Genomic DNA, 24,780 nt, shown 5'->3' with positions numbered 1-24,780 from the left:
TATGAGCAGTCAGGTCAACGCCCTGTCTATCCGGGCGCTGCGCAAAACCTATGACGGTGGCGTCGAGGCCCTTAAAGGGATCGATCTTACTGTTGAACAGGGGGATTTTTTTGCCTTGTTGGGTCCTAACGGGGCCGGTAAATCCACCACCATCGGGATCATCAGCGCCCTGGTCAATAAGAGCAGTGGTGAGGTCGAAGTCTTTGGTCACAATATCAACACCCAACTGAACGCAGCCAAGCGTTGTATCGGTTTGGTGCCGCAGGAATTTAATTTTAATCAGTTCGAAACCGTGCTGCAGATCGTCGTAAACCAGGCAGGGTACTATGGCGTGCCTAGGGATCAGGCCCTGGTACGGGCGGAGAAATATCTCGGTCAATTGGATCTTTGGGAAAAGCGCAATGCTCGAGCCCGAGAACTGTCCGGTGGCATGAAGCGGCGGCTGATGATTGCACGTGCCCTGATGCACGAGCCTAAGTTGTTGATCCTGGATGAGCCCACGGCCGGTGTGGACATCGAGATCCGTCGCTCAATGTGGCGTTTTCTTAAGCAAATCAATGATGCGGGCGTCACCATTATTCTGACGACCCACTACCTGGAAGAAGCAGAGATGCTGTGTCGTAATATTGGCATCATTGACCAGGGGCAACTGGTGGAGTGCACCAGTATGAAAGCCCTACTGGCCAAGCTCCATGTGGAAACCTTTGTGTTAGATCTCAAACCAGGCAGTGGCGCCCTGGAACTGGATGGCGTCGTATCAAGGCGTTTGGATCCCCATACGCTGGAAGTGGATGTGGAAAAAAGTGATAGCCTCAACGGGGTATTTGCCCAGTTGACGGCTCAGGGGATCGGCGTGCAATCGATGCGTAACAAGGCTAACCGCTTGGAAGAACTCTTTGTCTCGTTAGTGGAAAATGGTCGACAGGGAGGGGATGCCTGATGAGCCACCCATATTGGATAGCTTTTACCAGCCTGGTGCGCAAGGAAGTGACGCGTTTTAGCCGGATCTGGGTACAGACTCTGGTACCGCCAGCCATTACCATGACCTTGTATTTTTTGATTTTCGGCAACCTGATTGGCTCCCGTATCGGTCAAATGAGCGGATTCAGCTACATGGAGTTCATTATGCCCGGCCTGATCATGATGTCGGTGATCACCAACTCCTATGCCAACGTTGCCAGCTCTTTTTTTAGCGCCAAGTTCCAACGTAATATCGAGGAATTGCTGGTGGCGCCGGTACCCAATATCCTGATCATTCTTGGCTATGTCGCTGGCGGTGTGGCCAGAGGCCTATGCGTCGGGGCCATCGTTACCCTGGTGGCCCTGGGATTTGTTGATATCCAGATCCACAACCTTCCGGTGTTATTGATCACTTTGTTGATGACCTCCGTGGTGTTTGCATTGGGGGGGCTTATCAATGCGGTATTTGCCAGGACCTTTGATGACATCAGCATAATTCCCACCTTCGTGTTGACACCTCTGACTTACCTGGGCGGGGTGTTTTACTCCATCAGCCTATTGCCTGAGTTTTGGCAGGGAGTTTCTCAGTTGAACCCCGTGGTTTATACCATTAACGCGTTCCGTTATGGCTTCCTGGGCTACAGTGATGTGAGCCTTGGGGCGTCGTTGGCCGTACTGACCGGGTTTATTGTGGCCTTGGGTTCACTGGCCTATTACCTGATCGACAAAGGCATAGGATTAAGACACTGATGAGTCATCGTGATTCCCGCCAGATCGTGTCCAACCAGACAGGGGTACACGACAACCTGGAGACGACGGTTCGTCGTCACCTGGCCCATGAGTTTCAGGCTCCGTTTGCGGATCACAGCCTGGCGTTGTTTGATGAGCTCAAAGCCTGGAAGGAGGCGGATGGTCGTCCCCTGGTGCTGGACTCCTGCTGTGGCGTGGGGGAGTCCACCGCCAATCTGGCCTTAATGCATCCGGACGCATTGGTACTGGGACTGGATAAGTCAGCGGCTCGAGTGGAAAAACACGGGCACTACCGCAGTGAAGGGCAGAATTATCGGGTGGCGCGAGGCAACCTCAATGATCTGTGGCGGCTGATGGTTGACGATGGCTGGCAACCGACCCATCACTATATCCTCTACCCCAACCCCTGGCCTAAGTCGGCACACCTGCAGCGTCGTTGGCATGGCGGTCCTCTATTTCCCTCGATCCTGGCTTTGGGGGGGCACTTGGAGCTGCGCTCTAATTGGCGACTGTATCTTGAGGAGTTCGCTCAAGCGCTCTCATTTGCCGGTTATCAAGCGCGGTGGCAGTCCATCCCCTCGGGGCCGGCTTTGACGCCGTTTGAGCGCAAATACGGCCAGTCCGGTCAGGCCTTGCATCGCCTGTTGGCAGATCTGGGCTCGAAGAAACAGGACACCTAGCCCTGATGGCCTGTTTCGGATCTTTGCCTCTCTTGTCCGCAACGCTTATCCAGGACTTGGTGCTTTCTACACAGTTTTAATCTCACCCTGTCCTTTGCCAGTAAACGAATCTGGGCTCGGGAAGAGCCCAGCATCTCTGTGGCGATGAGTAACAGTTGCTGGTATTTGGTCTATGCTTTGGCACACCATCGCACCCGGTTGTATCGTCGGTGGAGTGCTCGGCCGCAAATGCCCAGTGACTTAACCCCGGTGGTATAGGGGAGCGTAGTGAAGCGCATCACAGGATAAAGGGAACGTCATCGTAGTGAGCAGATCCGGTTTCGATATGGCTGGGTGTTGACGTTAGCGTAGTCTGTGGATCCTCTCTGTCAGCATCCAAAGGCCTGATCATCTATTGATCAGGCGTTGTTGGGAGTTGGCGAGATGCGTACGCTATGTCTCTGCCTGCTTGCCAGTCTTTTTTGGCTAAGTGCAGGCGCCAATTCCTCCCAAGACGCATGGACGGGTCAACTTCGGTTGGGAGGTTGGTCACACCACCTGGAAGATGAGCCCTATGAAAGCTCTCCGAAATTCAATGAGTCACACCAAGGTATTGGTCTCTACTATCGAGTAAAGCAGTGTCATGGCAGCCTAAACTGGTACTGTGATGTGGGTGCCGCTTACCTGCGGGACAGCTTTGATAATCCCATGTATACCCTGAGCTGGAATTGGCAGTATATGTTGAATCGTCATCTGTCTGTGGGTGTGCTCATTGGGGCGGGAAGTCGTTCATCGGCACGCTATCAAAATCAAGAATTTCTGGGGACTGAGCGTAAGGTGATCCCTCTGTTGGCACCAAACCTATCACTCTCTTGGGGGCGAGTATCGGTCGGGTTTGCCGTGCTTCCCCATATTGATTATCGCGAAGATGATGGCGATGGGAAGTATCGACTGCAAAACCCTACCTTGTACTGGGACATAGGTATTGCATTTTAACCTTGCCGCAGCGTGTGAGCTTGTTGCCCTTCCTGGCGGCTGAATTCTCGTAAGAGAGCCGCTCGATCTTAGTCGCCGCTTGCCAACAGAAAACGGCACAGTTAGCTGTGCCGTTTCTTGAACTCATTGTTCAGTCGCCATTACCGGGCGCCTGTTCGACGGCATCCTCTAGAAGATCGACGAGTTGCTGTCCGATGGCACCCTCGCGCCAGGTGCTGGGTGCAGAAGGGCTTTGTGTTGGCTCTTCTGCGGTTGTCTGTTGCTCTGCCATATCGCCTCCTTTTTAGATCATCCGCCTAGTATTAAATACCAGTATAGAGAAGAAAGATCGAGCGAAAGATCGCCTTTGGGACTGCGACTTTGGTGGAATGGAATTTTGGGGTGTATGAATATTTACGCACTGAACCCGGCGGGAGGGCGTCATGAAAATTTTTGGGGACGGTAGTATTTAGTTATTTTTCAATGGCTACTCCTTCGCTTGGGATAATGCGAGTAGCAGATTTTTCCTGGTGAAGGGGGAGAGAATGAGCTTGGTCGAGTGGGCAAGCTTGAAGGTGCAATCCTTTGGACTGGATGCATTCTGGTTCGGGGTCTATCAACAGCCTTCAGCCAAACAAGCGTTCGTTAATATTTGCTGCCTGAAAGAGTCCTGAACTGCCGACTGTGCCAGTCGTGATGCGAGTAAAGAAACTTGTCGTCGTGCAGCTCGTCGTATGTCAGCTTGGTTTGAGGGATGCTTCAAACCACGAGTCCTCTTGGCCTGGTTCGGCAATGGCTCGGTTGAGTTAGAGCGTTTGCCTTCAGCCTTTCAAAGAGCGGTGGCCGCCAAGCCATATGAGGGCGTGGAGCAAGTCGCAAGGACTGTCTTGGTTTGCGCAAGTGTTCTTTGCTGTCGCCGCTCAGCTCTCCCCACGCATTGGCTGTCAGCCTTTTATACCCGCTTTTCTGCTGTACTGGACCCATGCCTGGAAAGCGTCATGATGCTATTTGAACCACTGGGTGGGTACTGGTGTCCCGGTGGGACAAAATGTCCCTGCGCATGGAGCGAATCGAAGGCTTTTGGTGGCGTTTGGTATCTCAATGGGTCATTGGGTTGTATTGGCTTCTGTGTGGGGCGTGCATGCCACGGTCTTTTTTATGTCAAATTGTCCCACGGAAAGCAAAAAGTTAGCGCTAGAGCACAGAGTTTCATCCCGTCCCCTTTTACAGTAGGGGTATTGTAAAAGTTGGATCTGGACTAGAAGAGGAAAGCATGACACTGATGGCCACGGATACAGGCTCGTCCCCGAGCTGGGGCTCACCCAACCAAACACGTTTTCGTCAACGTGATCAGGTTTTAGTGCGTCTTGCTGAACAATTGATCCAGCAACAAGGGTTGGTTTCTTTCCGATTTTCCGAATTGGCCCCACGGGCGGGTTGCAGTGCAGGAACCTTGTATAAACACTTCTCCAGTAAAGAAGATCTCTTGATTGCCATTTTTGCTCGCCATGTCGAGCAGTTGGTTGAGCGGCAACCTTACTTTATGAGTTGTGAACTCTTCTATGCTGAGCGCTGGATCGCCATGCATCTGTATGCCGTTGTTTCTATTCAACGGTCTAGCTGGACACTGGGGCTCAACACGCTCGGCGGAGCGCCAAAGGTACTGGAGCGTGCGAGTGAGTTTCGGGTACAAGAGCTGAAGATGTATCTCGATCAGTTCTACAATGCCATTTTGAGAGTCATTGAAGGTGCGCGGATCCAGGGAGAGTTGGTCGCCAGTGATGAGCAGGTCACAACTGTGCATGCCATGCTCAGCTATTTTCAGCGAGGAGCTTCGGGCTCGTTGGATAATCCTCTGCTTGGGGGGGCCATGAAGGTGTTGTCAACCCGTCAGCTGTTCGAGTCTTTCGCCATCTTCATTAATACTCTGGAGTGGAAAAAGCCTCTGCGTCATGATTCATATCAGCGGATCATGGCGGAAGTTGAACATCAGCTCAATGAAAGCGAGCTTGAGCGGAACATGCTCGAAGCCCTATGAATCAGAGGAAAAGGCACTGCAATCGCAGTGCCTTTTTTCTTCTAGGCTGCCTGGCGTCGATTCCGTTTTGGCCCGTTAACGAAATCTGGGCGTGCGGCTAAGAGTGCAGCACGCTGTTTCTCGTCGAGTTGCCCCTCTGGTAGCCTGAGCAGTTGACGATTGAGCCGAGTTTTCGCCGCCGATGCGATCTTTAAGGGCGTGACAGGTCCTTCAATCGCGTAATGCTCCGTCGGGCCAGCAGTTTCCAATACCCCGCACTCGATAAGGCTGGCAACGGCGTTATGCCCGATCGGCATGGGAAGAACGCCTTTGCCCTGTAAAAAGAATTCCCTCAGGAGGGCGCGCTCTTGCCCATCCAAAGTACCTATTTTTTCTTCAATACTGATGAGTTTGCGTTTTTCCATGAGCCTGGATTGCAGTGTTTCTAGGACCTGGCGGAGCACATGGGCAGCCAGGTAACTTGCACTACCAACAACGGTTAGGCCAAGCCAAAACCCGTTATTGTTGATCCAGTCCTGCAGGAAAAGGGACTCCAGTGTCGACAGTGGCAGAAGAAGCAGGGCTAAGCTGGTCAATAGCAGCCATAGCGCTGTTGTCGCCAGGGCGGCTCCGGGCCTGATCCGGCGCAAAAGAGTTAAAAGCTCGTTCATCAAAATTCCTTATCGGTGGTAATTTGACGTCCATGGGCACTAGGGAAGAATTACGCAAGGATTGTGCCTCTTTATAATGGCGCCATCTTGCCATAAGGAACCGTGATCAAAGTAGGGGGCTCAGGCATATTTTTTGCTCTTGGATCTGAACCAGAGTGGGTCCCCGCTCTCTGTGGGTTCTATTTCGGATCTGACCGATGTCAAACTCCACTCTGGCAAACAATGCCTTATAAATGGTCACGTGGCACTGCCGGAAGACCCGTTCAATCGCAGCCTCCTGTGCCTTAATCTTGTCGTTGAGCTCTTTGTCGTTTTTCTTGAGTTGTGCTAACGCCATAACCAGCTTTTGGGCTGTTTCTCCATCTCCTGCTGGCGTGGCCTTTTGGCTGAGTGCGACATAGCGTTGTTGATTTATTTCATGTTGCTCATGCAGGGACTCAAGCTCTTTTCGCAAGCGAGGGAGAGCGCCTCCCAATACGATGCGGGTTTCGGCTCCTGCGCGGGCCCCTATCGTGGCCGCACAGACGGAGTGTTCACTTTGGACCTGCCCGCCAATCAAGTCGCCCTTGTTGCTCTTTGGGGTGCCGATCTGGATCGGCCCCTGAGCGTCAAGGTGACAATGCAGGCTCTGACGTTCAATATTGATGCTGGCTTGGCTGACGAGCTGTGTGTATTGGGCAAAGCGCAGGTGGATCTCATCCTGAGCCTCCAGGTGACAGGTCAGACTGCCGTCGGCACGCCGACGCCCGATGGCCCCCTGGCCAATATTAATTTTGCCGCCGGCGATCAGGTGAGCTCCTTCAACCAGCCCACCGACACTGATATCGCCCGTGGCTTCGATGCGCATGCCTTCACTGACCGCTCCCAGGACCACGATAGAACCATCGAAACGAATGTGACCGCACTTGGCGTCGACCTGTTTGAGCGACAGTACGTGCTCTACGGCCATACCCTTTGACGTCTGGACGGGCTGGCCGCTTTGCGTCGCAATAAGAAGGTCCGGATCATTCGGCGCCAATGCGGTTCCTGGGCCGGGTGCCAGTTTGACCTCTTTGCCGCTGCGAGCCAGCAGCACTTGCCCCGAAAGGTCGTAGCCATTCGTACCTTTTGTTGGTGGGTGGCGTCGCATCAGGGGCTCGCCTTGCTCTATGGTGATTTGATCGCCCAGATCCCTCAAGTCGACCTTGTCATTACCGCAGGTCTGAGGCTGGAGCAGACGCTCATGGGCGAGGGGGACCAACCGATCTAATTGGCCATCTTGTCCGTGTTCCGGTGCTTTGGCTCGTGCAATCACCAGTCGAGGGTGGGTGGGATCCTGACAAAGACGCTCTATATTGCGCCTTATTAAGCCGTATTGGATCCCGTGTTCTTGCAACTTGGGAAGCAGGTCGGCTAACTCAGCTGTTCGCCCTCCTTGAGGTGGAATACGCTTTGCTTCTAGCTGCATACCGTCTTTTGAGGGGAAGAGTTGCCAGTGTCCATGGCGCTTCTCTGCCAACCGAAGTCGCAGTGGTGTATCACTTTGCTGATCTAGGCGTTGCTGCAGTAGGGCGAAACTGGTGGGCCACTCCTCTTCCAACGGAGCGAGAGCGTTATAGTCGCTCACTTGTAGCAAGGCGAGGAGAGCCTCAGGAGTTAAGGCATGGTGTTGCTGAGGGATGAGATCGATACAGGCACATTGTTGGTCTTTGTCCCAAAAGATGTTCTGTGGATCCAACATGCATCTCGTCCATGAGAGTGGAGTAATATGGCCAGTATAGCGGGGAAGAAGTCTTTAAAAAACAGAAAGCCCCTGCTCTTGAGAGCCGGGGCTTAAAATCTGGTGCAGATGGGGAGACTTGAACTCCCACGTTCTTGCGAACACTAGCACCTGAAGCTAGCGCGTCTACCAATTCCGCCACATCTGCAAATGTGGTGCACGAGGGGAGACTTGAACTCCCACGTCCTAACGGACACTAGCACCTGAAGCTAGCGCGTCTACCAATTCCGCCACTCGTGCATAAAGCTGTTTGTTTACCACCATGAAAATCATGGTGCAGATGGGGAGACTTGAACTCCCACGTCCTAACGGACACTAGCACCTGAAGCTAGCGCGTCTACCAATTCCGCCACATCTGCGTGGTATAACAGTGTCTCAACGATGGTGCAGATGGGGAGACTTGAACTCCCACGTTCTTGCGAACACTAGCACCTGAAGCTAGCGCGTCTACCAATTCCGCCACATCTGCATGTTTGCGTTCATCGTTGGTACGGAGGCGCATTATAGGGAGATTCTCAGATCGGTCAATACTGGATCTGGAAATTATTTACTGTCTGCGTAGATTTTGAACTTGTTGTCCTGGCCGATGATGTTTACCCGGCCAAAGGCGTGATGCAGATCATCTCCGTAGGGGAGGTGCTGATTGGCAACAATGATCAATTGACCACCCGGGGCCAGCCTGTCTGCGGCATCCCGTATAAATTGACGGGCCACATCGAATGTCTGACCCAAGCCTTGGTGGAAAGGCGGGTTGGAGACAATCAGATCGAATTTTCCCGTGACTTCGGCCAATCCATTAGAGGGATGAACATGGCCATTCAGACCGTTGAGGGCCAGGCTGTGTTCGGCGGCCTTGAGGGCCATGGCATTGATGTCCACCATGGTCAGATCGATGGCCGGGTTGCGTTTGGCCAGGAAGGTGCCGATCACACCATCACCACAGCCAAAATCCAATACCCGCCCCTTCGGATGCTCGGGGAGGTGAGAAAGCAGAAGCCTGGTCCCCGGATCCAGTTTGCCATGGCCGAAGACTCCGGGCAGGGAGCCTAAGGCCAATTCCCCGTCGGGGGTCGTGACTTGGTGGGCAAGCCACCAGGTGTTCAGATCCCAGTTGGGTTGGCGGCGGTTTTGTCCACACAGTAGCTGGCAATGAGAGCCCGACGCACATTTGCGGATATGCTCCGCCCAGGGCTTTGCCATCTTGTCGGTCGAACGGATCCCACCTTTGTTGTCTCCAACCCAGTAGAGGGGGGCCCCTTCAGGCAGTGCCGAGGAGGCCAGGGCTGTGAAATAAGCCAGGTGATCCTTGGCCTTGGGGAGGCGGATCAAGGCGACATCCACCGACGCCTGTATGCTGGCGGGTAACTCGGCACCAAAATGCACTCGGATCTTGGGGTCGCACTGGACTTTGAGCTGTTGAAAATGGGTGTAGTCCGGAGTCAGGACCGTCAGGCTGGCACAGTGCTTGAGCAGTTCGTTTGCCAGTGTATCGCCATCGGCGTTGAGTAGAAGCAGGTGTTGATCCTGAAAAAGATCAGCATTTTTTGCCACGAGTCGACTGGAATTGGTTAAAGTCATGATGGTTTATAAATAATACGTTTATGGGCAATTATACTTGGTCAGGGATGGGTTTGACCTACACTTATTTTGCTTAGTGAGATTGTTGGAGAGCAAGGATGCGAATCGGACGGGCACTCTGTATAGGGTGTTTTCTCGAGATGTTTTTTACCTTTGGTGCGGCCACGGCGGAATTGCCAGCGACCCAGATCATCGGTCACAGCCCTTCCTATCTTGAGAATTTAAGCGTGTCAGAGCGCCGCGCTATTTTTACCATGAAACGGCAATTTTGGCAGGATGGCAGTGCCGTCGTGGTGTTTGTCTTGCCTGTTGGCTCCAGCCAGCATCGTAACTTTTGTCAAAAGCAGTTAGAGCTGCTGCCATTTCAGCTAACTAGGGTATGGGATCGCCTGGTCTTTTCGGGCAGTGGAGAGCGTCCCCAAATCGTCACATCGGAAGATGAGATGTGGGAGCGAGTGCGATCGACGCCCGGGGCCATTGGGTATGTGAGCAAAACATGGATAGAGGAGCTCATGGATGACAAGCATATATAGGTTGCTGCCGTTGCTGCTGGCGTTTTCTCCGTTGGCACATGCAAAACTGGACGGATCCTTTTACTTATCTCAGGGGGTTGCCTATAACGATGGTGGTTATTTCCTGACCGAGCCGGGGGAGGTGTCGGCTCATAACTATGAAGCAGTGGCTAACATAAATTGGCGGGCGAGTGAGCGTTGGCGTATGGCTGGTCAGTTAGTTTCCCGAGAGATGGGGAACTTGTCCGAGGTCAGTACGGGCATCGATTATCTGTTTGCCGAGTATCGAATGCCACTGGAGTCAGGGAGTGTAGCGGCTGCACTCGGCCGGTATAAATCAAACCAGGGTTTTTACAATGCCACTCGTGACAGCCTATTCAGTCGCCCTTCCATTTTATTGCCTCAATCCATTTATCCGGAGTTCGGCCGGGATGCATCGCTGCGCAGCGATGGGGGGCGTATTGCTGCTGTGCACTTTTGGGGAGAGCAGTCGCTCAGCTGGGACTTGGCCTATGGCTTGATGGAACTAGGGGATAACTTCGCTGAAAGTTTTTTTGGTCACAGCAGTGGGCTTGAATTTGAGGATGCCGATATTTTAGTGGCCACGGCTTCGTGGGAATATCGGCCCTGGATGCAGTGGAAACTGTCCTATGTAGAAAGCAAGTTTGTTGCCGATTTCACTCAGCCTATGGCTGATACTCAGTACGATATAGAGCGCTGGATCCTTGGTGTGAAAGGAGAGTTTCAATACTGGCAATGGAGTGCTGAGTACATTGAGATGCCAATTGATGTCCAACGGCTTGAACTGGAACGTAAATTTTCTCAAACGGCTCAGGGCGGCTACGTTCAGGGGCGCTATTTTTTAACCGATAGTTTGAACCTTCTGACGCGTTATGAAGTTTATTTTGGCGATAAAGAAGATAAAGATGGACAGCGCTTCGTGTTTCAGGGAAAGGAGGACTACCTAGCTTGGAGCAAGGTGGTTACCCTGGGGCTGTCTTGGCAGTTCCTATCGGATTGGCAATTGTCCGCAGAATGGCATCGTATGGATGGAACGGCCTTCTATCCTGGGTCTTTGACCGGACTTGAGGGTCAGGATCGGATAAGCGACCTCTACCTGCTGCAGTTGGCCTATCGCTGGAACTGGTCGCTGTAACCGGCATGGAAAAGGAGTTTCTGAATATGCTGACAACATGCATAAGAGGCGTTCTGGTTGCAGCCTGGATATTGATTGCGGGATCCGTTCATGCTCAGGATGCCATCCACATCATAGTGAATAAAGACAGTCAGGTATCCGTGCTCAAGCAGACAGAGCTGCGCGCGATATTTACCATGAAAAAACAGTTTTGGTCCGACGGCACGGCCATTACGGTTTTTGTCTTACCGCCCCGGGATCCTGACCACAATCGTTTTTGTCGTGATGTACTAAAGCTTTTGCCTTTTCAATTAAACCGTGAGTGGGACCGCTTGGTTTTTTCTGGAACCGGGGAGCGCCCTCAGGTCGCCCACTCTATGACGCAGATGGTACAGCTGGTTGAAAACACACCGGGTGCAATTGGATATATCCCTGCCGGTATGCAGAGTGAGGTGAACCATGTTGAAGTGCGTTAACGGTGTCGTGAAAGTGCCTGCTTCAGTCTTACCTCGCACCGCCTCCTACCACTACAGCAGCCGCGGGCCAGGATGTGAGCAGAACCTTGGTCTGATTGATCCCGCAGTCCATCGATGCGTTCGTGAAGGGGCCACCGCCGCCATTGTTCAGAGAAGTCCGCATGACTCCATGAGTCATCCTGCGCGCTATGGTGAAGGGAACTATTATTCATGTAACGGTGATCGTTACCTGTGCCGCGATGCACTGGCTGGTCGGCAAGAGGAGCCGAAGGGGGTGTTATCGTCCCGTTGGGCTCAAACCTTTACATCGTTTTTCCGAGCCACACAGGCCGCTATCCAGCAAATGATATTGACTATGGCATCGCGCTTGGCTGCCCAACCAATGGAAGTGGTGAATACATGAAGTTAAGGCAATCCAGTTACTTTCTGAGCCTACGCTGGAAATTTGTCCTCTCTTTGGTGGCAATGCTTGTCTTTGTCAGTGTGGTGATTGGAGCCGTGGGGGTGCGGCGTTTCGAGCAGCAGTTGGACAATGTTTTATCGGACCAATACAACACCCTGTGGCGAGACTTTCACATTCGCCTTCGTTCCGAAGAGCAGAGGTTGATCGCTTTAAGCCAGGAATTACACCTGATGATGGAGGGGAATGATCATCAGTTGGATCTGGTTGAAATGGAGTCAAAACTCTCATCGGACTGGGGCGATTTCGAACTGTTCTGGGCGCTCAAGTCTCTTCACCTGTTTGATGCCAGTCTGCAATCTGTCATGGCATTCGGTTATGACCGTTTTGACAATGTGAGTTGGTTGGAGGAGAGCTTTCGTACCGGAGAGCCGATCAAGCGAGTGCGCTGTGCCGATCAGTGCGTTATCGATGTCGCCGTTCCGGTCTTGGCGGATAGTGACATCAATCTTCTGGTGTTTACGACCGGGTTTGAAGATGTTTTGGCTCAGTTAGCGGAAAATCACCAGGTTGAGCTGGCGATGCTCGGGCAGGGGGTGACCAGTAGTCATAGCCCCTGGCAACGCCTTTTCCTCAGTCTGACGAATCGCAGTACCAACATGCGTTTATTGGGGGACGTGGCCTCCCGTTTGAGTTTGGAGGTCATAGAGAGTGGGCCGCAGCAATTGGTCCTGGGTGAAGAGAGCTGGGTCTTCTTCAGTTGGGCGGTAGCGGACACTGGTGAGCAGCTCCTGCTCTTCCGCAATATTGATGATCTGGCCAGTACCGAAAGTGCCTTTGTCAGCGACTTGACCGGCTTGTTACTGCTGGCCATGCTTTTGGCGGGTCTGATGGGCATGGCCCTGTTTTGGAGTCCGCTACAGAGGATACGGCGCCTGGGGCAGGCCCTACCGTTGTTGGCACAGAGCCGTTTCGATGATCTGCGTGAGCGATTGCATCGGGGCCGGGGACGATTTCGTGATGAACTGGTGCAATTGGAGTCGACGACTCTGGATGTGGCCAATCAATTAGAGCGTTTGGAAAGTGATGTAGATCGTTATACCAATGAACTGCAACGTATGGCCATGATGGATGCTCTGACCGGCCTCCCCAATCGTGCCATGTTCCACCATGAGTTGGCCAAGTCTCTGGGAAGTATTGGGCGGACCGATGAGCAGATCGCTTTGCTCTTTTTGGATCTGGATGAGTTTAAGCGGGTTAATGACACCCTTGGGCATGATATCGGGGATGAATTGCTCAAAACGGTGGCCAATCGCCTGCAAAAAAGTGTGCGAACCATGGATACCGTCTGTCGCTTAGGGGGCGATGAATTTACCGTTATCGTCCGTGGCCTGGAGTCCGAATCGGATATTCACCGTATCATCCATCAGATCTTTACCAGTTTGCAGCAGCCCCTGCAGTTGGGACGCCATACCCTGATCATTACCACCAGTATTGGCGTGGTGTTCTGCGATAACCCCATGGCCCGGCCCGAAGAGCTGCTTAAACGGGCTGATCTGGCCATGTATCAGGCCAAACAGGCGGGCAGGAGCAACTACCGAGTGTTCAACGAGCAGATGCTGGAGAGTGCGTCGCGCAAACTGATGCTAGAACAGGATATTCGAACGGCCATCAAGGAACGCCAGCTCTATTTGTCGATGCAACCTGTCCTGAATATGGCTGAAAATAGAGTTGTTGGTTTTGAGGCTTTGGTTCGCTGGCAGCATCCAAGCCGGGGCCTGGTGATGCCTGGAGAATTTATCAAAGAGATCGAGGGCAGTGAGCACAGTATTGAGCTGGGATACTATGTGATTGAAAAAGCGCTGGAGCAGCTCCAGCGTTTCAGTCAAACCTTGGATCACGACCGCTTCTACATGGCGATCAATTTGTCGACTGGCCAATATCTGCATGCAGGGTTGGTGGAGTATTTACAGGAGCAGATCGAACGTCGCCAGATTGAACCTTCGAGAGTGGTACTTGAGATCACCGAAGAGGTGTTGATCAAAAATCTGGATAAAGCGATGCACATCATGCACCAGCTCAAGGCGATGGGGGTAAAGATCGCCATCGACGACTTCGGTACTGGCTACTCCTCCTTGAGCTACCTTAAGCAATTGCCCTTTGACATCTTGAAGGTGGATAAGGGATTCGTGTCTGATCTGGATACGTCCGATGTGGATCGAAATATCGTCACCAGTGTCATCGATTTGGCCCATAACCTGAAACGAACCGTAGTTGCAGAAGGGGTGGAGAGCCATGATCAGCGTCAGTTTCTGCTGAAGGCAAATTGCGATTGTGCCCAAGGCTATCTCTATGCTGCCCCTCAGGATGAGCGTCAGATCCTGGGGCTGCTGGAGCGCTTAGGGCCCGATCTCGAGTGGCAGGATGAGGAGCGCCTGCTGGGGCGGCAGGCGCGTTGAGTCCGCTCTTTAGTCACCCTGCACTGGTGCTGTGGGGGCGATTTTTAGCGCCTTTTTGAGCGCCGGGATCCCCAGGTTGTAGGAGGAGGATAGGCGTTCAAGTTCCCGCTGACGCAGCTGTATCCCAGCGGTATCCTCGCTACTCAGGCGGCGCCTCAAATGTTCAAAGTCTTCCGTACAGACGCAGATCAGTTTGGCTTCTCCATCGTCGCTGATCGACTGGTAAAGCCGGTTGGGGCAGGCTTCCGTGCGCCAAGCCCCTTGAAGGCAGGGGTTGGCGTTCACGGGAAGACTCAATAGCGTCGCCAGAAGCAGGAGTAACGTGCGTGGCATCATGCTTTGAGACGGTGCTCAATGGCGTCCATCAACTGGCTGCTGATGTTAGTACCGAAGGCAGCGTCGATCTCTCTGACACAGGTGGGGCTGGTGACGTTCACCTCAGTCAGCCTGTCACCAATGACGTCCAGCCCAACGAAGATCAATCCCCGTTTCTTTAGTTCAGGTGCCACAGCCCGGGCAATGGCCCAGTCACTCTCGCTCAGGGGCCGGGCTTCGCCCCGACCGCCTGCTGCCAGGTTGCCGCGGGTCTCCCCTCCTTGCGGGATTCGGGCCAGACAGTAGGGTACCGGCTCACCGTCCACCACCAGGATCCGCTTGTCGCCATCGGTGATCTCCGGGATGAACTTTTGCACCATGGCATAGACTTGGCCGTGCTGGGTCAGGGTCTCGATGATCACACCTAAGTTGCCGCCATCGGCCTTGACCCGGAAGATGGAGGCACCGCCCATTCCGTCTAGGGGTTTGAGGATGATGTCGCCATGCTTGGCATGGAATTCCCGGATCCGGTCGGCGCTACGAGTCACTAGGGTATGCGGCGTATGCTCGGCAAACCAGGCGGTGAACAGCTTCTCATTGCAGTCGCGTAGGCTCTGAGGTTTGTTGACGATCAGGCTACCTTGCTCCTCCGCCCTTTCGAGGATGTAGGTGGCATAGATATATTCGGTATCAAACGGTGGATCCTTACGCATCAAGATCACATCGAGATCGGACAGCGCCAAGTCTTCATCTTGTCCCAGCGAAAACCATTTCTTGGGATCTTCCATTACCTTCAGCGGTTGCGTCCGTGCTCTGGGGGCCCCCTGCTCCAGGTAGAGATCGGCCATCTCCATATAGTGCAACTCATAGCCGCGCTTCTGGGCTTCCAGCAGGAAGGCAAAACTGGTGTCTTTCTTGATGTTGATGCTGGTGATGGGATCCATCACGATGCCCAGCTTGATCATCGAATACTCCTTATCCCAGGTCGCCGAAGCGAACCTGTAGTGCGGTAATGGCGGTCAGTGCGGCGGTCTCGGTGCGCAGCACCCTTGGGCCCAGCAGGATATCAGTAAATCCTTCATGGGCGGCAGTGTGGATCTCCTCTGGTGACAGCCCGCCCTCAGGGCCAATCAACAGGCGCAGTGCTTTGACAGGCTCCGGCAGGGTATTGATGCTGTACTCGGCACGGGGGTGCAGGTTCAGTTTCAGGCCTTCGAAGGGCTCCTGAAGCCACTCCTCCAGTTTGATCACGGGACGGATCTCTGGCACCACATTGCGACCACACTGTTCACAGGCGGCAATGGCGATCTTCTGCCACTGGCGGATCTTCTTATCCAGGCGATCCCCGGTGAGCTTTACGCCACAGCGCTCAGACCAAAGCGGTGTGATGGAGGAGACGCCCAGTTCAACAGATTTCTGGATGGTGAATTCCATCTTATCGCCCCGGGAGATCACTTGGCCCAGATGCAGTGACAGCGGAGACTCACTATTGTGTGTCTGCTGCGCTTCGATCTGGACGACGACGTTTTTTTTCCCTGCCTCGGTGATCCTGGCCAGGAATTGATCCCCCAGACCGTCGAATAGCATCACCTGTTGGTCGGGTTGCATGCGAAGAACACGACCAATGTGATTAGCCCCATCTTCATCCAGGGCCAGAGATTGTCCGGCCATCAGGGGGCCGGGTTGATAGATCCTAGGTATTCGCATCTTGCTCTTCGTTGCTTAGCCGTTGCACTGCTCGGCGATGAATGGATTGTCCCAGCCCTGGCGTTCGCTCACCAAAGAGTGTCGATGGCACTCGCTTGCCTGGGCCGGGTACATTGTATGCCAGGCGCGATAGAGTTTCTCCTGTCCGTCGGACAGGCTCAATTGGTATTGCTGTGCCATGTACAGGTAGGCCCGGGCAATGACCCCGCGGCTCTCCATCGGGGGCTGGGCCCGGCGGCCCTTGAAGTCTACCACCATCTCGCACTGGCCGTAGGCACTGGCACTTTCTCCCCAGACCGTGAATCGATAGTTGGAGCGATCGCCATTGATCTCGCCGATGGCCGGATAGAGGTTGTGCATGTCCGCTTCCTTGAGGCGAAACCTCTGATCTTTTTGGCAATTGCGTCGCCCACCGTCCTGCCAACACTGACGTTGATGGCCAAAATCCCAGGCCGGCATAACGTGTTCCCATTCAATCCGGCTGGCTCGAACGGGCTGTTTGCGAACCTGATAGCCGCAGGCTTCAAGGTCCGGTACCAGGCGCTTACCCTGGGCCTCAAAGGGACAATTGCAGTACAGACTCTGTGGTGGCAGTTGATCTGAGTACAGCTCCACCAGGTGACGTTTGGCTTGGCTGAAGGTCTGGGGCGTCGCTGCCGCAAAAGAGGAAAGCAAGGCGAGGAAAAGTATAAAAAAGCGCATAGTTCTTGAATGGTTATAGTAAATAGAGAGAAAAGGCGACCGAGAACTCTCAGCAAGCTACCAGCAGGCCCTGGCAGTGCCGGCAGTGATATTGGGCCTGTTTCCTTTCGACCTTGTTGTGGCGGCGGATCGTCAGTTGATGGGTTTGACACTCACACCGATAGGAGTAGGTCGTTGGGGCGACACTGGACACATCAAAGCTGTGCCGAACCTTGGGCTCCAGGGCGAACAGATCGCGCATCAGGCCGCGCCACTCCGGGCCGTGGGGCTTGACCCTGCCGTAGAGTTGATAGGCCAGCAGGTGAGCGATCTCATGGGGAACAACCTCGTGCAGGAAGGACTCAGGGTTTTCCGCCAACAGGACTGGATTGAATCTCAGGCGATTTTCGGTCAGATGGGCCACCCCCGCACTTTGGCCTCGCAGCGCCAGGCTGACCGTTGGTCGAGGAAAGGTGCGCTGAAGCTGCTGTTCGGCCCTGTGGTAAGCCTGTTCTATCGCGGCCGTGAGCCTGTTGCGTAGGAGGGTATCGTACTTCATGGTATCGGGTGGGAAATTCCAAGGGCGGCAGTATACCACCCTCGGCCCTGATGCTCAGGTGTTATAGGGCGAGCGCGGCCTGGTGTAGCATGGCTTCAAGCTGCTCGAGAATGGCGCGATGGGTCTGCTCATCATAGCCCTGTAATTTGGGTGTATGGATGTGACCGATCCGCACCTTGCTGTCGAGTAACTGGCCGAGCAGGACGCTGCGGTAACTGATCTCATTGGACAGGTAGCCACCGCCGGAGCCGGATACGGCGAGTTGGCCCTCCAGGGCGGCCAGGCTGGGGGCCTCGATACTCCCCTCAGCAGTGATAACCCGTCGGTTGTCGTTGATCCGGTATGGGCCAGGCGCACCCCGCATCGCCTCTGTCGGCAGGCTGAACTCGACAAACTCGGGGCCATCCAAGGGCTGGCCGTTGAGCTTGGGGGGTAATGGGGCCGTTTGGGTTGCCCCGGTGTGCACATTGAGGTTGTCCGGTGCGGCGGCACTGCGCTGGCGGCCAGGGAAGCGCTCCAGATCGAACTGCTCACGTCCCATGGATACCGTGAGCAGCATGTCGATGCGATTGTCCCTCAGGTAGGGTGTCAGCAGGGACTCGATCAGACCCTGATCGAAATCGGTAAAGCGCACAGGGATCAGCACAGACTCCAACTGGATCTTTTGCCCTTCCAGCTGCCAGCGCTGACCATCCAGGGCCAATGCGGCCACTCCAGAAGGATTGGATTGATCGATCGCTCTGTCCAATTGGAATGGATCAAAGCCGGTGAGCAGGATCCGAACCTGGGCATCGTCATCAAACTGGATGTCGCTCATCCCTCGGGATGCCTTTTCGAGACTGCTGAGCAGGATCTCTCTTTGCCATGATGCCAGGGCGAAGGCGGGTTGCTCAGACTTTAGGGCCTGGCGGGCGCTCAGGCGGCTCCAGTAAAGCGGGCGATCATCAAGATGACCGGATTGTACGTCCGCCACGGCGGCCTGCCACAAGGCGCGTCCGCCCTCGCTCACGGTTTGGGTGGCAGGCAGTTCTGCTTGCTCGGTCCGAAACCGCTTTAGCATGGGGGAGAGGGTCGATTGGTATCGATGAAGTACCGGCTCCAGTTGGGCCTGGGCGTGCGGCAGCCTCAGTTCTTCGGTATTCAGTTCTAGGGTTTGGGCACTCGGTTGCCAGCCCATCATTGCCATCATCATGCCAAGCCCCAGTTTGCTGCCCGTTCCTTTCATCGCCTTGCCCAGTCATCCCTTGATATCGCTCAAGGTACTGGGATCTGTCCGTTCGGGCAAACCTCGTTGAGGCGGGATCATAAGGTCCCGCTATTTTAACAATGACAAGTTTGATTATTTTCCCTCGTGGTCGATTGCTATCCTGTGCCTGTACTCTCCCTCCTTTAAGTTAATGTCATGATTGAAGTCGGCTCAAAAGCCTATTACGCCGCCCGCCGGGCACTGACTCTGGGCGCCCTGATGGTGTTCGGAAACCTGTATCTGTTCCAGCCCCTGCTGCCACAGATGGCCGAACGCTACGCCCTGTCCCCAAGTGAGGCCAACTGGGCTCATGCGTCCTGCTTCCTGGGGATGGCATTGGCCCTGTTGCCCTGGGCGTTGTTGTCCGAGCGGATAGGCCGTCGCCGAGTGATGTTGTTAAGCCTGACCCTGATCCCGGTGATTGGCGCCGGTGGTGCGCTGGCTCAGGCATTTTGGCAACTGGCCCTGGCCCGGGCCGTGATGGGGGTGACCTTGGCCGGGTTTGCGTCCGTGACCGTGGCCTACCTGGCCGAAGAGTTTTCGCCCAAAGCCCTGGCCATCGCCGTCGGTGGGTTTGTCGCTGCCAACTCCATCGGCGGGATCCTCAGCCGCTTGGCGGGCGGTGGCCTGGGGGATCTGCTCGGCTGGCAAGGCACCCTGTTGGTGATGGGGGGGCTCAGTGCCCTGGCCCTGATCGGCGTCTGGCGCTGGTTGCCGCAGGACCGCCAGTTTACGCCCAGCCATGCCAGTCTCGGGGCGTCCTTACGCAGCACCCTCCGGCATCTGGCCGATCCCCGCCTGGTTCTGGCCATGTGGATCGGCGCCTTGAACTTTGCCCTGTTCGTCAACCAGTTCTCTGCCATGGGGTTTCGCCTGGTGGCGCCGCCCCACAGCCTGCCGCTGGCGGTGACCTCGTTGATCTTCATCTGCTACATCACGGGGACCTTTACCTCGAGCCTGTCCGGCCGCTGGAGCCTGAAATTTGGCCCCCTGTCCGGCATGCTGTTGGGCACCCTGCTCGCCTTTAGCGGAGTGCTGATCGCGCGAAGCGACGCGCTTTGGGCCATGGTGTTGGGGATGTTGGTGATCAGTGCCGGTGCCTTCCTGGTCCATGCCCTGGCGTATGCCTGGGTTGGACGAGAGGCTAAGTATGCCAAGGCGGGCGCCACGGCACTGTACCTGGTGCATTACTATCTTGGCGGCAGCTTCGGCGGTTTCTGGTTGCTGTGGTGCTGGCAGAATTTCGCCTGGGACGGCGTGGTGGCAGGTTCGGGCCTGATCTATGGTGTCATGGTGCTGTTGGTGGCGGGGCTCTCACGCCGCAACCGGGTCCACCAGGCGCAACTGGCTCAGATCTGAGGAGGAGGGACGGTTTGAGCCTCTCACCATAAAAAACGCCCGGCTCTCGTACGAGAGCCGGGCGTTTTGTTGTTAACCTGAGCTTACAGGTTGGCGTCGGCGCGCAGGGCTTCGGCTTTATCGGTCTGCTCCCAAGGGAACTCGACACGGCCGAAGTGACCGTAGGAGGCGGTCGGCTGGTAGATTGGACGCTCCAGGTGCAGCATCTGGATCAGACCGTAGGGGCGCAGATCGAAGTGCTTGCGGACCAGGGCGATCAGCTTGTCTTCAGACAGCTTGCCGGTGCCGAAGGTCTCGATGCTGATGGAGGTCGGCTCGGCCACGCCGATGGCGTAGGAAACCTGGATCTCACAGCGGTCTGCCAGGCCGGCGGCCACGATGTTCTTGGCTACGTAGCGGGTGGCGTAGGCGGCAGAGCGGTCAACCTTGGAAGGATCTTTACCGGAGAAGGCACCGCCACCGTGACGGGCCATGCCGCCGTAGGTGTCGACGATGATCTTACGACCGGTCAGGCCACAGTCACCCATAGGACCGCCGATCACGAAGCGACCGGTAGGGTTGATGTGGAACTTGGTGTCCTTGGTGATCCACTCCTGCGGCAGTACCGGCTTGATGATGGTTTCCATCACGCCTTCACGCAGATCTTCGGTGGTCACTGTGTCACAGTGCTGGGTAGACAGCACGACGGCGTCGATCCCGGCAATGGTGCCATCTTGGTTGTAGGCAAAGGTCACCTGGGACTTGGCGTCCGGACGCAGCCACGGCAGGGTACCGTTCTTGCGCACTTCGGCCTGGCGCTTCACCAGACGGTGGGAGTAGGTGATCGGCGCTGGCATCAGCACGTCGGTCTCGTTGCTGGCATAGCCAAACATCAGGCCCTGATCGCCGGCACCCTGCTCACGCGGATCGGCTTTGTCGACACCCTGGTTGATGTCCGGAGACTGCTTACCGATGGCGGACAGTACGGCACAGGAGTCTGCATCGAAGCCCATGTCGGAGTGGATGTAACCGATGTCGCGGACGGTCTGACGGGTGATCTCTTCGATATCAACCCAGGCAGAGGTGGTCACTTCGCCACCGACCATGACCATGCCGGTCTTCACATAAGTTTCGCAGGCTACACGAGCCTTAGGATCTTGAGCCAGGATCGCATCCAATACCGCATCGGAGATCTGATCGGCAATTTTATCTGGATGACCTTCGGACACCGACTCAGAGGTGAACAGGTGACGTGCCATAGGAAATTCTCTCGTCTATCTAAACTGAAAGGCGTGTAGAAGCATCTACATCTGGACGGCTATTTTATGGATTTTTGACGTCAATTCCAGTGCGGCGGATCAAAACCTTTCACCATCGCCTGTAAAGCTTCGTCTGGCTCTCAAGTGTAGTCGCAGTTTTAGCCGCTGGATTTTGCCCACTAAAGGGGGTATAAATGCGCGCCTCAGCAGATGTTGCTGACTGATTTTTAGCTGATTTTGAGGTTTATGGGCGTTATGGTTCTCGAGGCGTAAGCCGTGTGGGCAAGGCTTGCACGGCAAAATACTGGTGTTTTACCGGCATGACTCTGTCGTCTGTCCGCTCCGCTGTTCTCCTGCTTCGTACTCCCCAACCCCGTAATGACCCCAAGGTCATCTCTTCGAATCGCCTTTTTTTGATGAAACGCGCCACACTGTATGGCGTGGGTCATGCTTTACTTTATGCCTTTGCACCGCCCCTGCGCCCTCGCGCAGCTTGAGGAGATAACGCCATGAGCGACAATCGTTACCTGGAAACCCTGTACCCGACCTACGGCCAACAGTTTGAGATGGAAGAGGTGTTGTTTCGTGCCCCGACGGAGCACCAGGAACTGATCATCTTCAGAAATAAGCGATTCGGGCGTGTAATGGCCCTGGACGGCGTGATCCAGACCACCGAAGCCGACGAGTTTATCTACCATGAGATGCTGACCCATGTGCCGATCCTGGCCCATGGCAACGCCAAGCGCGTATTGATCATCGGTGGTGGTGACGGCGGCATTCTGCGCGAAGTGCTGCGCCATGAGTCGGTGGAGCACGTGACTCAGGTGGAGATTGACCAGCAGGTGATCGAGATGTGCAAGCAGCACCTGCCCAACCACAGTGCCGGGGCCTTTGACCATCCGAAAGCTCATGTCGTGATCAGTGACGGCAAAGAGTTCGTGATGAACTGCACCGAGAAGTTCGATGTGATCATCTCCGACTGCACCGATCCCATCGGTCCCGGGGAAGCCCTGTTCGAGTCCGATTTCTACAAGGGCTGCAAGAACTGCCTGACCGAGGGCGGTGTGTTTGTGGCACAAAACGGCGTCCCTTTCATGCAGCCGGATGAGGCGGAGACCACCAAGGCGCGACTCCAGCCCTTCTTCGCCGACCGCACCTTCTACTGTGCGCCGATCCCGACCTACATCGGCGGGATCATGTCCCTGGCCTGGGCGTCTGACAACGCGCAGCTGCGCCAGCTGTCCACACAAGTGATCGCCGAGCGCTTTGCCAAGGCTGGCTTTAAGACCCGCTACTACAACCCGGCCATCCATACCGGCAGTTTCGCCCTGCCGCAATACCTGGTCGACCGTTTGGCCAAGATCGATTGATTGGAGACTCCGGCATTGAACTGGACCGTCGATAACGCCCTGGATCTGTACAACGTCCCTTATTGGGGGCAGGGCTTCTTCCATATTAACGCCCATGGCAACGTGGAGGTGCGCCCGGAGCAGGGTAACCCGGCACGCAGCATCGATCTGGCCGCGCTGACCGACACCCTGGTGTCCCAGCGGGACGCCAAGCTGCCGCTGCTGGTGCGTTTCCCGGATATCCTCCATAGCCGGGTACAGAGCCTGTGTGGTGCCTTTCGTGAGGCGATCAGCGAGTACGGCTACGACGGGGATTACCTGGCGGTGTATCCCATTAAGGTGAATCAGCAGCGCAGCGTGGTTAACGGCCTGATCGCCGGAGGCGGCGAGCAGCTGGGCCTGGAAGCGGGCTCCAAAGGCGAGTTGATGGCAGTCCTGGCCATGGCTCAGGATGCGGCCCAGGTGATCGTCTGTAACGGTTACAAGGATCGGGAATACGTGCGCCTGGCCCTGATCGGCCAGCAGATGGGTTACGACGTCTATCTGGTGATTGAGAAAATGTCGGAGCTGGATCTGGTGCTGGAGGAGAGTCGCAAACTGGGCGTGATCCCCAAGCTCGGGGTCCGTGCCCGCCTGGCCTCTCAGGGCAAGGGCAAGTGGCAGTCCTCCGGCGGTGAAAAGTCCAAATTCGGCCTGTCGGCAATGCAGATCCTCAAGCTGTTAGAGCGTCTTCGCCAGGAAAATCGGCTTAATGCCCTGCAGCTGCTGCATTTTCATCTGGGCAGCCAGATGTCCAATATCCGCGATATCCAGAAAGGACTGACCGAGTGCGGCCGATTCTATATGGAGCTGCGCAAGCTGGGCGCCCCGATCACCACGGTGGATGTGGGTGGCGGCCTGGGGGTGGATTACGAAGGGACCCGCTCCCAGAGCAGCTGCTCGGTCAACTACTCCCTGCAGGAGTACGCCAACAACGTGGTGTATGCCATCGGTGATGTCTGTAAGCAGTACTCCCTGCCCCATCCCCGGCTTATCTCCGAATCCGGTCGGGCCATGACAGCCCATCACGCGGTTTTGATCGCCGATGTGATCGGGGTGGAGGCCTATTCCCCCGAGTCAGACTTACCGGCCCCCGAGGCCGAGGCGCCCATGGTGCTGCATAACATGTGGCAGACCCTGGAGGAGGCCCGCAGCAATACGGATGTGCGGGCGTTGGGGGAGATCTACCACGATACCCTCAATGATCTGTCGGACGTTCATGCCAAGTACAACTATGGCTTGCTGGATTTGACCCAGCGCGCTTGGGCTGAGCAGGTACATCTGCAGGTGTCCTGGCATGTGGCCCGTCAGTTGTCGCCGAAAAATCGCGCTCATCGACCGCTCATCGACGATCTCAACGAGAAGTTGGCCGACAAATTCTACGTCAACTTCTCCCTGTTCCAGTCGCTGCCGGACGCCTGGGGGATCGATCAGGTGTTCCCTGTGCTGCCCTTGTCGGGTCTGGACAAACAGCCGGATCGTCGCGCGGTGATCCTGGACATCACCTGCGACTCCGATGGCACCATCGATCAGTATGTCGATGGTCAGGGGATCGAGACGACCCTGCCGATGCCCGCCTGGCAGGCCGAGAAGCCCTATCATATCGCCTTCTTTATGGTGGGGGCCTATCAGGAGATCCTCGGTGATATGCATAATCTGTTTGCCGACACCGAGGTGGTGGATGTGCGGCTGGATGATCAGGGGCAGTTACAGATCGTCGAGGAGATCGCGGGGACGACCGTCGCCGAGGTGATGGAGTACGTCAATCTGGATCCCAAGGTGATCCTGGCGCGGTATCGCTCCCGCTTCGAACAGCAACCGCTGGATGAAGCGCAGAAGCGCCAGTTCCTGGAGGAGTTGGAAGCGGGCCTGCAGGGGTATACCTACCTGGAGCCCTGAAAGGGCGGTTCGTGATCTAAAAAGGCCCGGTTGGGCC

At 55.4% G+C, this 24,780-nt stretch carries 23 protein-coding genes and 4 tRNA genes; 12 read left to right on the top strand and 15 right to left on the bottom strand.

Features of this window, described 5'->3' with window-relative positions:
* Position 1 precedes the first annotated feature (1 nt).
* The 4 genes from AC2D8U_RS03390 (at position 2) to AC2D8U_RS03375 (ending at position 3,365) form a co-directional block, all read left to right on the top strand.
* A complete protein-coding gene (locus AC2D8U_RS03390; RefSeq protein ID WP_484617630.1) occupies positions 2–940 on the top strand; it encodes an ABC transporter ATP-binding protein in 939 nt (312 codons plus the stop codon).
* On the top strand, positions 940–1,710 hold the full coding sequence (locus tag AC2D8U_RS03385; protein WP_484617629.1) for an ABC transporter permease: 771 nt from the start codon (positions 940–942) through the stop codon (positions 1,708–1,710). Before AC2D8U_RS03390 ends, AC2D8U_RS03385 begins: the two co-directional genes overlap by 1 nt.
* Entirely contained in the window at positions 1,710–2,390 is a 681-nt protein-coding gene (trmB, locus tag AC2D8U_RS03380; RefSeq protein ID WP_484617628.1) for a tRNA (guanine(46)-N(7))-methyltransferase TrmB, read from the top strand. Before AC2D8U_RS03385 ends, trmB begins: the two co-directional genes overlap by 1 nt.
* Before the next feature lie 423 nt (positions 2,391–2,813).
* Complete coding sequence (locus tag AC2D8U_RS03375) at positions 2,814–3,365, top strand: hypothetical protein (protein WP_484617627.1); 552 nt, start codon at positions 2,814–2,816, stop codon at positions 3,363–3,365.
* Positions 3,366–3,495: 130 nt separating this feature from the next.
* Here AC2D8U_RS03375 and AC2D8U_RS03370 read toward each other — a convergent pair whose 3' ends face one another.
* The gene (locus AC2D8U_RS03370; RefSeq protein WP_484617626.1) at positions 3,496–3,636 is read right to left on the bottom strand and encodes a hypothetical protein; all 141 of its coding nucleotides are present in this window, start codon (positions 3,634–3,636) and stop codon (positions 3,496–3,498) included.
* A 981-nt stretch (positions 3,637–4,617) separates the two neighbouring features.
* On the opposite strand from AC2D8U_RS03370, the gene AC2D8U_RS03365 reads away from it, so the two are divergent.
* Positions 4,618–5,382 (top strand): TetR/AcrR family transcriptional regulator, encoded by a 765-nt coding sequence (locus tag AC2D8U_RS03365; protein ID WP_484617625.1) that lies wholly within the window; start codon positions 4,618–4,620, stop codon positions 5,380–5,382.
* Positions 5,383–5,423: 41 nt separating this feature from the next.
* Here the strand turns inward: AC2D8U_RS03365 and AC2D8U_RS03360 are convergent, their stop codons facing one another.
* From AC2D8U_RS03360 to AC2D8U_RS03330, 7 genes are all read right to left on the bottom strand, one after another.
* Positions 5,424–6,032, bottom strand: coding sequence for a superinfection exclusion B family protein (locus AC2D8U_RS03360; protein WP_484617624.1), 609 nt, complete (start codon positions 6,030–6,032; stop codon positions 5,424–5,426).
* 106 nt (positions 6,033–6,138) lie between these two features.
* A complete protein-coding gene (locus AC2D8U_RS03355) occupies positions 6,139–7,752 on the bottom strand; it encodes a DUF342 domain-containing protein (RefSeq protein ID WP_484617623.1) in 1,614 nt (537 codons plus the stop codon).
* Between the two features lie 100 nt (positions 7,753–7,852).
* Positions 7,853–7,939 (bottom strand) — tRNA-Leu (locus tag AC2D8U_RS03350).
* A 5-nt stretch (positions 7,940–7,944) separates the two neighbouring features.
* Positions 7,945–8,031, bottom strand: a tRNA-Leu gene (locus AC2D8U_RS03345).
* A 32-nt stretch (positions 8,032–8,063) separates the two neighbouring features.
* Positions 8,064–8,150, bottom strand: a tRNA-Leu gene (locus tag AC2D8U_RS03340).
* Positions 8,151–8,173: 23 nt separating this feature from the next.
* Positions 8,174–8,260: transfer RNA gene (locus AC2D8U_RS03335), tRNA-Leu, on the bottom strand.
* 74 nt (positions 8,261–8,334) lie between these two features.
* Positions 8,335–9,369 carry a methyltransferase gene (locus tag AC2D8U_RS03330; protein WP_484617622.1) on the bottom strand — a complete coding sequence of 345 codons (1,035 nt, stop codon included), beginning with the start codon at positions 9,367–9,369 and terminating at the stop codon, positions 8,335–8,337.
* A 140-nt stretch (positions 9,370–9,509) separates the two neighbouring features.
* Between AC2D8U_RS03330 and AC2D8U_RS03325 the strand changes: the two genes are divergently transcribed.
* From AC2D8U_RS03325 to AC2D8U_RS03310, 4 genes are all read left to right on the top strand, one after another.
* Entirely contained in the window at positions 9,510–9,902 is a 393-nt protein-coding gene (locus AC2D8U_RS03325) for a hypothetical protein (RefSeq protein ID WP_484617621.1), read from the top strand.
* Positions 9,886–11,037: a hypothetical protein gene (locus AC2D8U_RS03320; protein WP_484617620.1), complete on the top strand. Its 1,152-nt coding sequence runs from the start codon at positions 9,886–9,888 to the stop codon at positions 11,035–11,037. The genes AC2D8U_RS03325 and AC2D8U_RS03320 overlap by 17 nt, the downstream gene beginning before the upstream one ends.
* A gap of 5 nt (positions 11,038–11,042) precedes the next feature.
* The gene (locus AC2D8U_RS03315; protein WP_484617619.1) at positions 11,043–11,492 is read left to right on the top strand and encodes a hypothetical protein; all 450 of its coding nucleotides are present in this window, start codon (positions 11,043–11,045) and stop codon (positions 11,490–11,492) included.
* A 399-nt stretch (positions 11,493–11,891) separates the two neighbouring features.
* Entirely contained in the window at positions 11,892–14,351 is a 2,460-nt protein-coding gene (locus tag AC2D8U_RS03310) for a putative bifunctional diguanylate cyclase/phosphodiesterase (protein ID WP_484617618.1), read from the top strand.
* Between the two features lie 9 nt (positions 14,352–14,360).
* Here AC2D8U_RS03310 and AC2D8U_RS03305 read toward each other — a convergent pair whose 3' ends face one another.
* The 6 genes from AC2D8U_RS03305 to AC2D8U_RS03280 form a co-directional block, all read right to left on the bottom strand.
* Positions 14,361–14,687 carry a hypothetical protein gene (locus tag AC2D8U_RS03305; protein WP_484617617.1) on the bottom strand — a complete coding sequence of 109 codons (327 nt, stop codon included), beginning with the start codon at positions 14,685–14,687 and terminating at the stop codon, positions 14,361–14,363.
* Positions 14,684–15,631 carry a glutathione synthase gene (gene gshB, locus AC2D8U_RS03300; protein WP_484617616.1) on the bottom strand — a complete coding sequence of 316 codons (948 nt, stop codon included), beginning with the start codon at positions 15,629–15,631 and terminating at the stop codon, positions 14,684–14,686. Before gshB ends, AC2D8U_RS03305 begins: the two co-directional genes overlap by 4 nt.
* A gap of 10 nt (positions 15,632–15,641) precedes the next feature.
* Entirely contained in the window at positions 15,642–16,373 is a 732-nt protein-coding gene (rsmE, locus tag AC2D8U_RS03295) for a 16S rRNA (uracil(1498)-N(3))-methyltransferase (RefSeq protein WP_484617615.1), read from the bottom strand.
* Between the two features lie 15 nt (positions 16,374–16,388).
* Positions 16,389–17,075, bottom strand: coding sequence for an endonuclease (locus AC2D8U_RS03290; RefSeq protein ID WP_484617614.1), 687 nt, complete (start codon positions 17,073–17,075; stop codon positions 16,389–16,391).
* Positions 17,076–17,124: 49 nt separating this feature from the next.
* The gene (locus AC2D8U_RS03285) at positions 17,125–17,613 is read right to left on the bottom strand and encodes a SprT family zinc-dependent metalloprotease (RefSeq protein ID WP_484617613.1); all 489 of its coding nucleotides are present in this window, start codon (positions 17,611–17,613) and stop codon (positions 17,125–17,127) included.
* Between the two features lie 61 nt (positions 17,614–17,674).
* Positions 17,675–18,838, bottom strand: coding sequence for a hypothetical protein (locus AC2D8U_RS03280; RefSeq protein ID WP_484617612.1), 1,164 nt, complete (start codon positions 18,836–18,838; stop codon positions 17,675–17,677).
* A 177-nt stretch (positions 18,839–19,015) separates the two neighbouring features.
* On the opposite strand from AC2D8U_RS03280, the gene AC2D8U_RS03275 reads away from it, so the two are divergent.
* On the top strand, positions 19,016–20,218 hold the full coding sequence (locus tag AC2D8U_RS03275; RefSeq protein WP_484617611.1) for an MFS transporter: 1,203 nt from the start codon (positions 19,016–19,018) through the stop codon (positions 20,216–20,218).
* 83 nt (positions 20,219–20,301) lie between these two features.
* Here AC2D8U_RS03275 and metK read toward each other — a convergent pair whose 3' ends face one another.
* Positions 20,302–21,456: a methionine adenosyltransferase gene (gene metK, locus AC2D8U_RS03270; RefSeq protein ID WP_484617610.1), complete on the bottom strand. Its 1,155-nt coding sequence runs from the start codon at positions 21,454–21,456 to the stop codon at positions 20,302–20,304.
* A 509-nt stretch (positions 21,457–21,965) separates the two neighbouring features.
* Between metK and speE the strand changes: the two genes are divergently transcribed.
* Together speE and speA are read left to right on the top strand one after the other, a co-directional pair.
* Positions 21,966–22,826, top strand: coding sequence for a polyamine aminopropyltransferase (gene speE / locus AC2D8U_RS03265; RefSeq protein ID WP_484617609.1), 861 nt, complete (start codon positions 21,966–21,968; stop codon positions 22,824–22,826).
* Positions 22,827–24,743: a biosynthetic arginine decarboxylase gene (gene speA, locus AC2D8U_RS03260; RefSeq protein ID WP_484617608.1), complete on the top strand. Its 1,917-nt coding sequence runs from the start codon at positions 22,827–22,829 to the stop codon at positions 24,741–24,743.
* The last annotated feature ends 37 nt before the right edge of the window (positions 24,744–24,780 follow it).

This window comes from Ferrimonas sp. YIN67, assembly GCF_057219095.1.
Note: the sequence above shows the minus strand (reverse complement) of the source record. Positions and strands in the feature narration are given on the sequence as shown.

Coding starts and splice junctions, on each gene's coding strand:
- AC2D8U_RS03375 (WP_484617627.1), top strand. CDS start 2,814: ATGCGTACGCTATGTCTCTGCCTGCTTGCCAGTCTTTTTTGGCTAAGT.
- AC2D8U_RS03385 (WP_484617629.1), top strand. CDS start 940: ATGAGCCACCCATATTGGATAGCTTTTACCAGCCTGGTGCGCAAGGAA.
- AC2D8U_RS03355 (WP_484617623.1), bottom strand. CDS start 7,752: ATGTTGGATCCACAGAACATCTTTTGGGACAAAGACCAACAATGTGCC.
- metK (WP_484617610.1), bottom strand. CDS start 21,456: ATGGCACGTCACCTGTTCACCTCTGAGTCGGTGTCCGAAGGTCATCCA.
- speE (WP_484617609.1), top strand. CDS start 21,966: ATGAGCGACAATCGTTACCTGGAAACCCTGTACCCGACCTACGGCCAA.
- AC2D8U_RS03310 (WP_484617618.1), top strand. CDS start 11,892: ATGAAGTTAAGGCAATCCAGTTACTTTCTGAGCCTACGCTGGAAATTT.
- AC2D8U_RS03370 (WP_484617626.1), bottom strand. CDS start 3,636: ATGGCAGAGCAACAGACAACCGCAGAAGAGCCAACACAAAGCCCTTCT.
- AC2D8U_RS03325 (WP_484617621.1), top strand. CDS start 9,510: ATGTTTTTTACCTTTGGTGCGGCCACGGCGGAATTGCCAGCGACCCAG.
- AC2D8U_RS03305 (WP_484617617.1), bottom strand. CDS start 14,687: ATGATGCCACGCACGTTACTCCTGCTTCTGGCGACGCTATTGAGTCTT.
- AC2D8U_RS03275 (WP_484617611.1), top strand. CDS start 19,016: ATGATTGAAGTCGGCTCAAAAGCCTATTACGCCGCCCGCCGGGCACTG.
- AC2D8U_RS03285 (WP_484617613.1), bottom strand. CDS start 17,613: ATGAAGTACGATACCCTCCTACGCAACAGGCTCACGGCCGCGATAGAA.
- trmB (WP_484617628.1), top strand. CDS start 1,710: ATGAGTCATCGTGATTCCCGCCAGATCGTGTCCAACCAGACAGGGGTA.
- gshB (WP_484617616.1), bottom strand. CDS start 15,631: ATGATCAAGCTGGGCATCGTGATGGATCCCATCACCAGCATCAACATC.
- AC2D8U_RS03280 (WP_484617612.1), bottom strand. CDS start 18,838: ATGAAAGGAACGGGCAGCAAACTGGGGCTTGGCATGATGATGGCAATG.
- rsmE (WP_484617615.1), bottom strand. CDS start 16,373: ATGCGAATACCTAGGATCTATCAACCCGGCCCCCTGATGGCCGGACAA.
- AC2D8U_RS03290 (WP_484617614.1), bottom strand. CDS start 17,075: ATGCGCTTTTTTATACTTTTCCTCGCCTTGCTTTCCTCTTTTGCGGCA.
- AC2D8U_RS03315 (WP_484617619.1), top strand. CDS start 11,043: ATGGAAAAGGAGTTTCTGAATATGCTGACAACATGCATAAGAGGCGTT.
- AC2D8U_RS03320 (WP_484617620.1), top strand. CDS start 9,886: ATGACAAGCATATATAGGTTGCTGCCGTTGCTGCTGGCGTTTTCTCCG.
- AC2D8U_RS03365 (WP_484617625.1), top strand. CDS start 4,618: ATGACACTGATGGCCACGGATACAGGCTCGTCCCCGAGCTGGGGCTCA.
- AC2D8U_RS03330 (WP_484617622.1), bottom strand. CDS start 9,369: ATGACTTTAACCAATTCCAGTCGACTCGTGGCAAAAAATGCTGATCTT.
- AC2D8U_RS03390 (WP_484617630.1), top strand. CDS start 2: ATGAGCAGTCAGGTCAACGCCCTGTCTATCCGGGCGCTGCGCAAAACC.
- AC2D8U_RS03360 (WP_484617624.1), bottom strand. CDS start 6,032: ATGAACGAGCTTTTAACTCTTTTGCGCCGGATCAGGCCCGGAGCCGCC.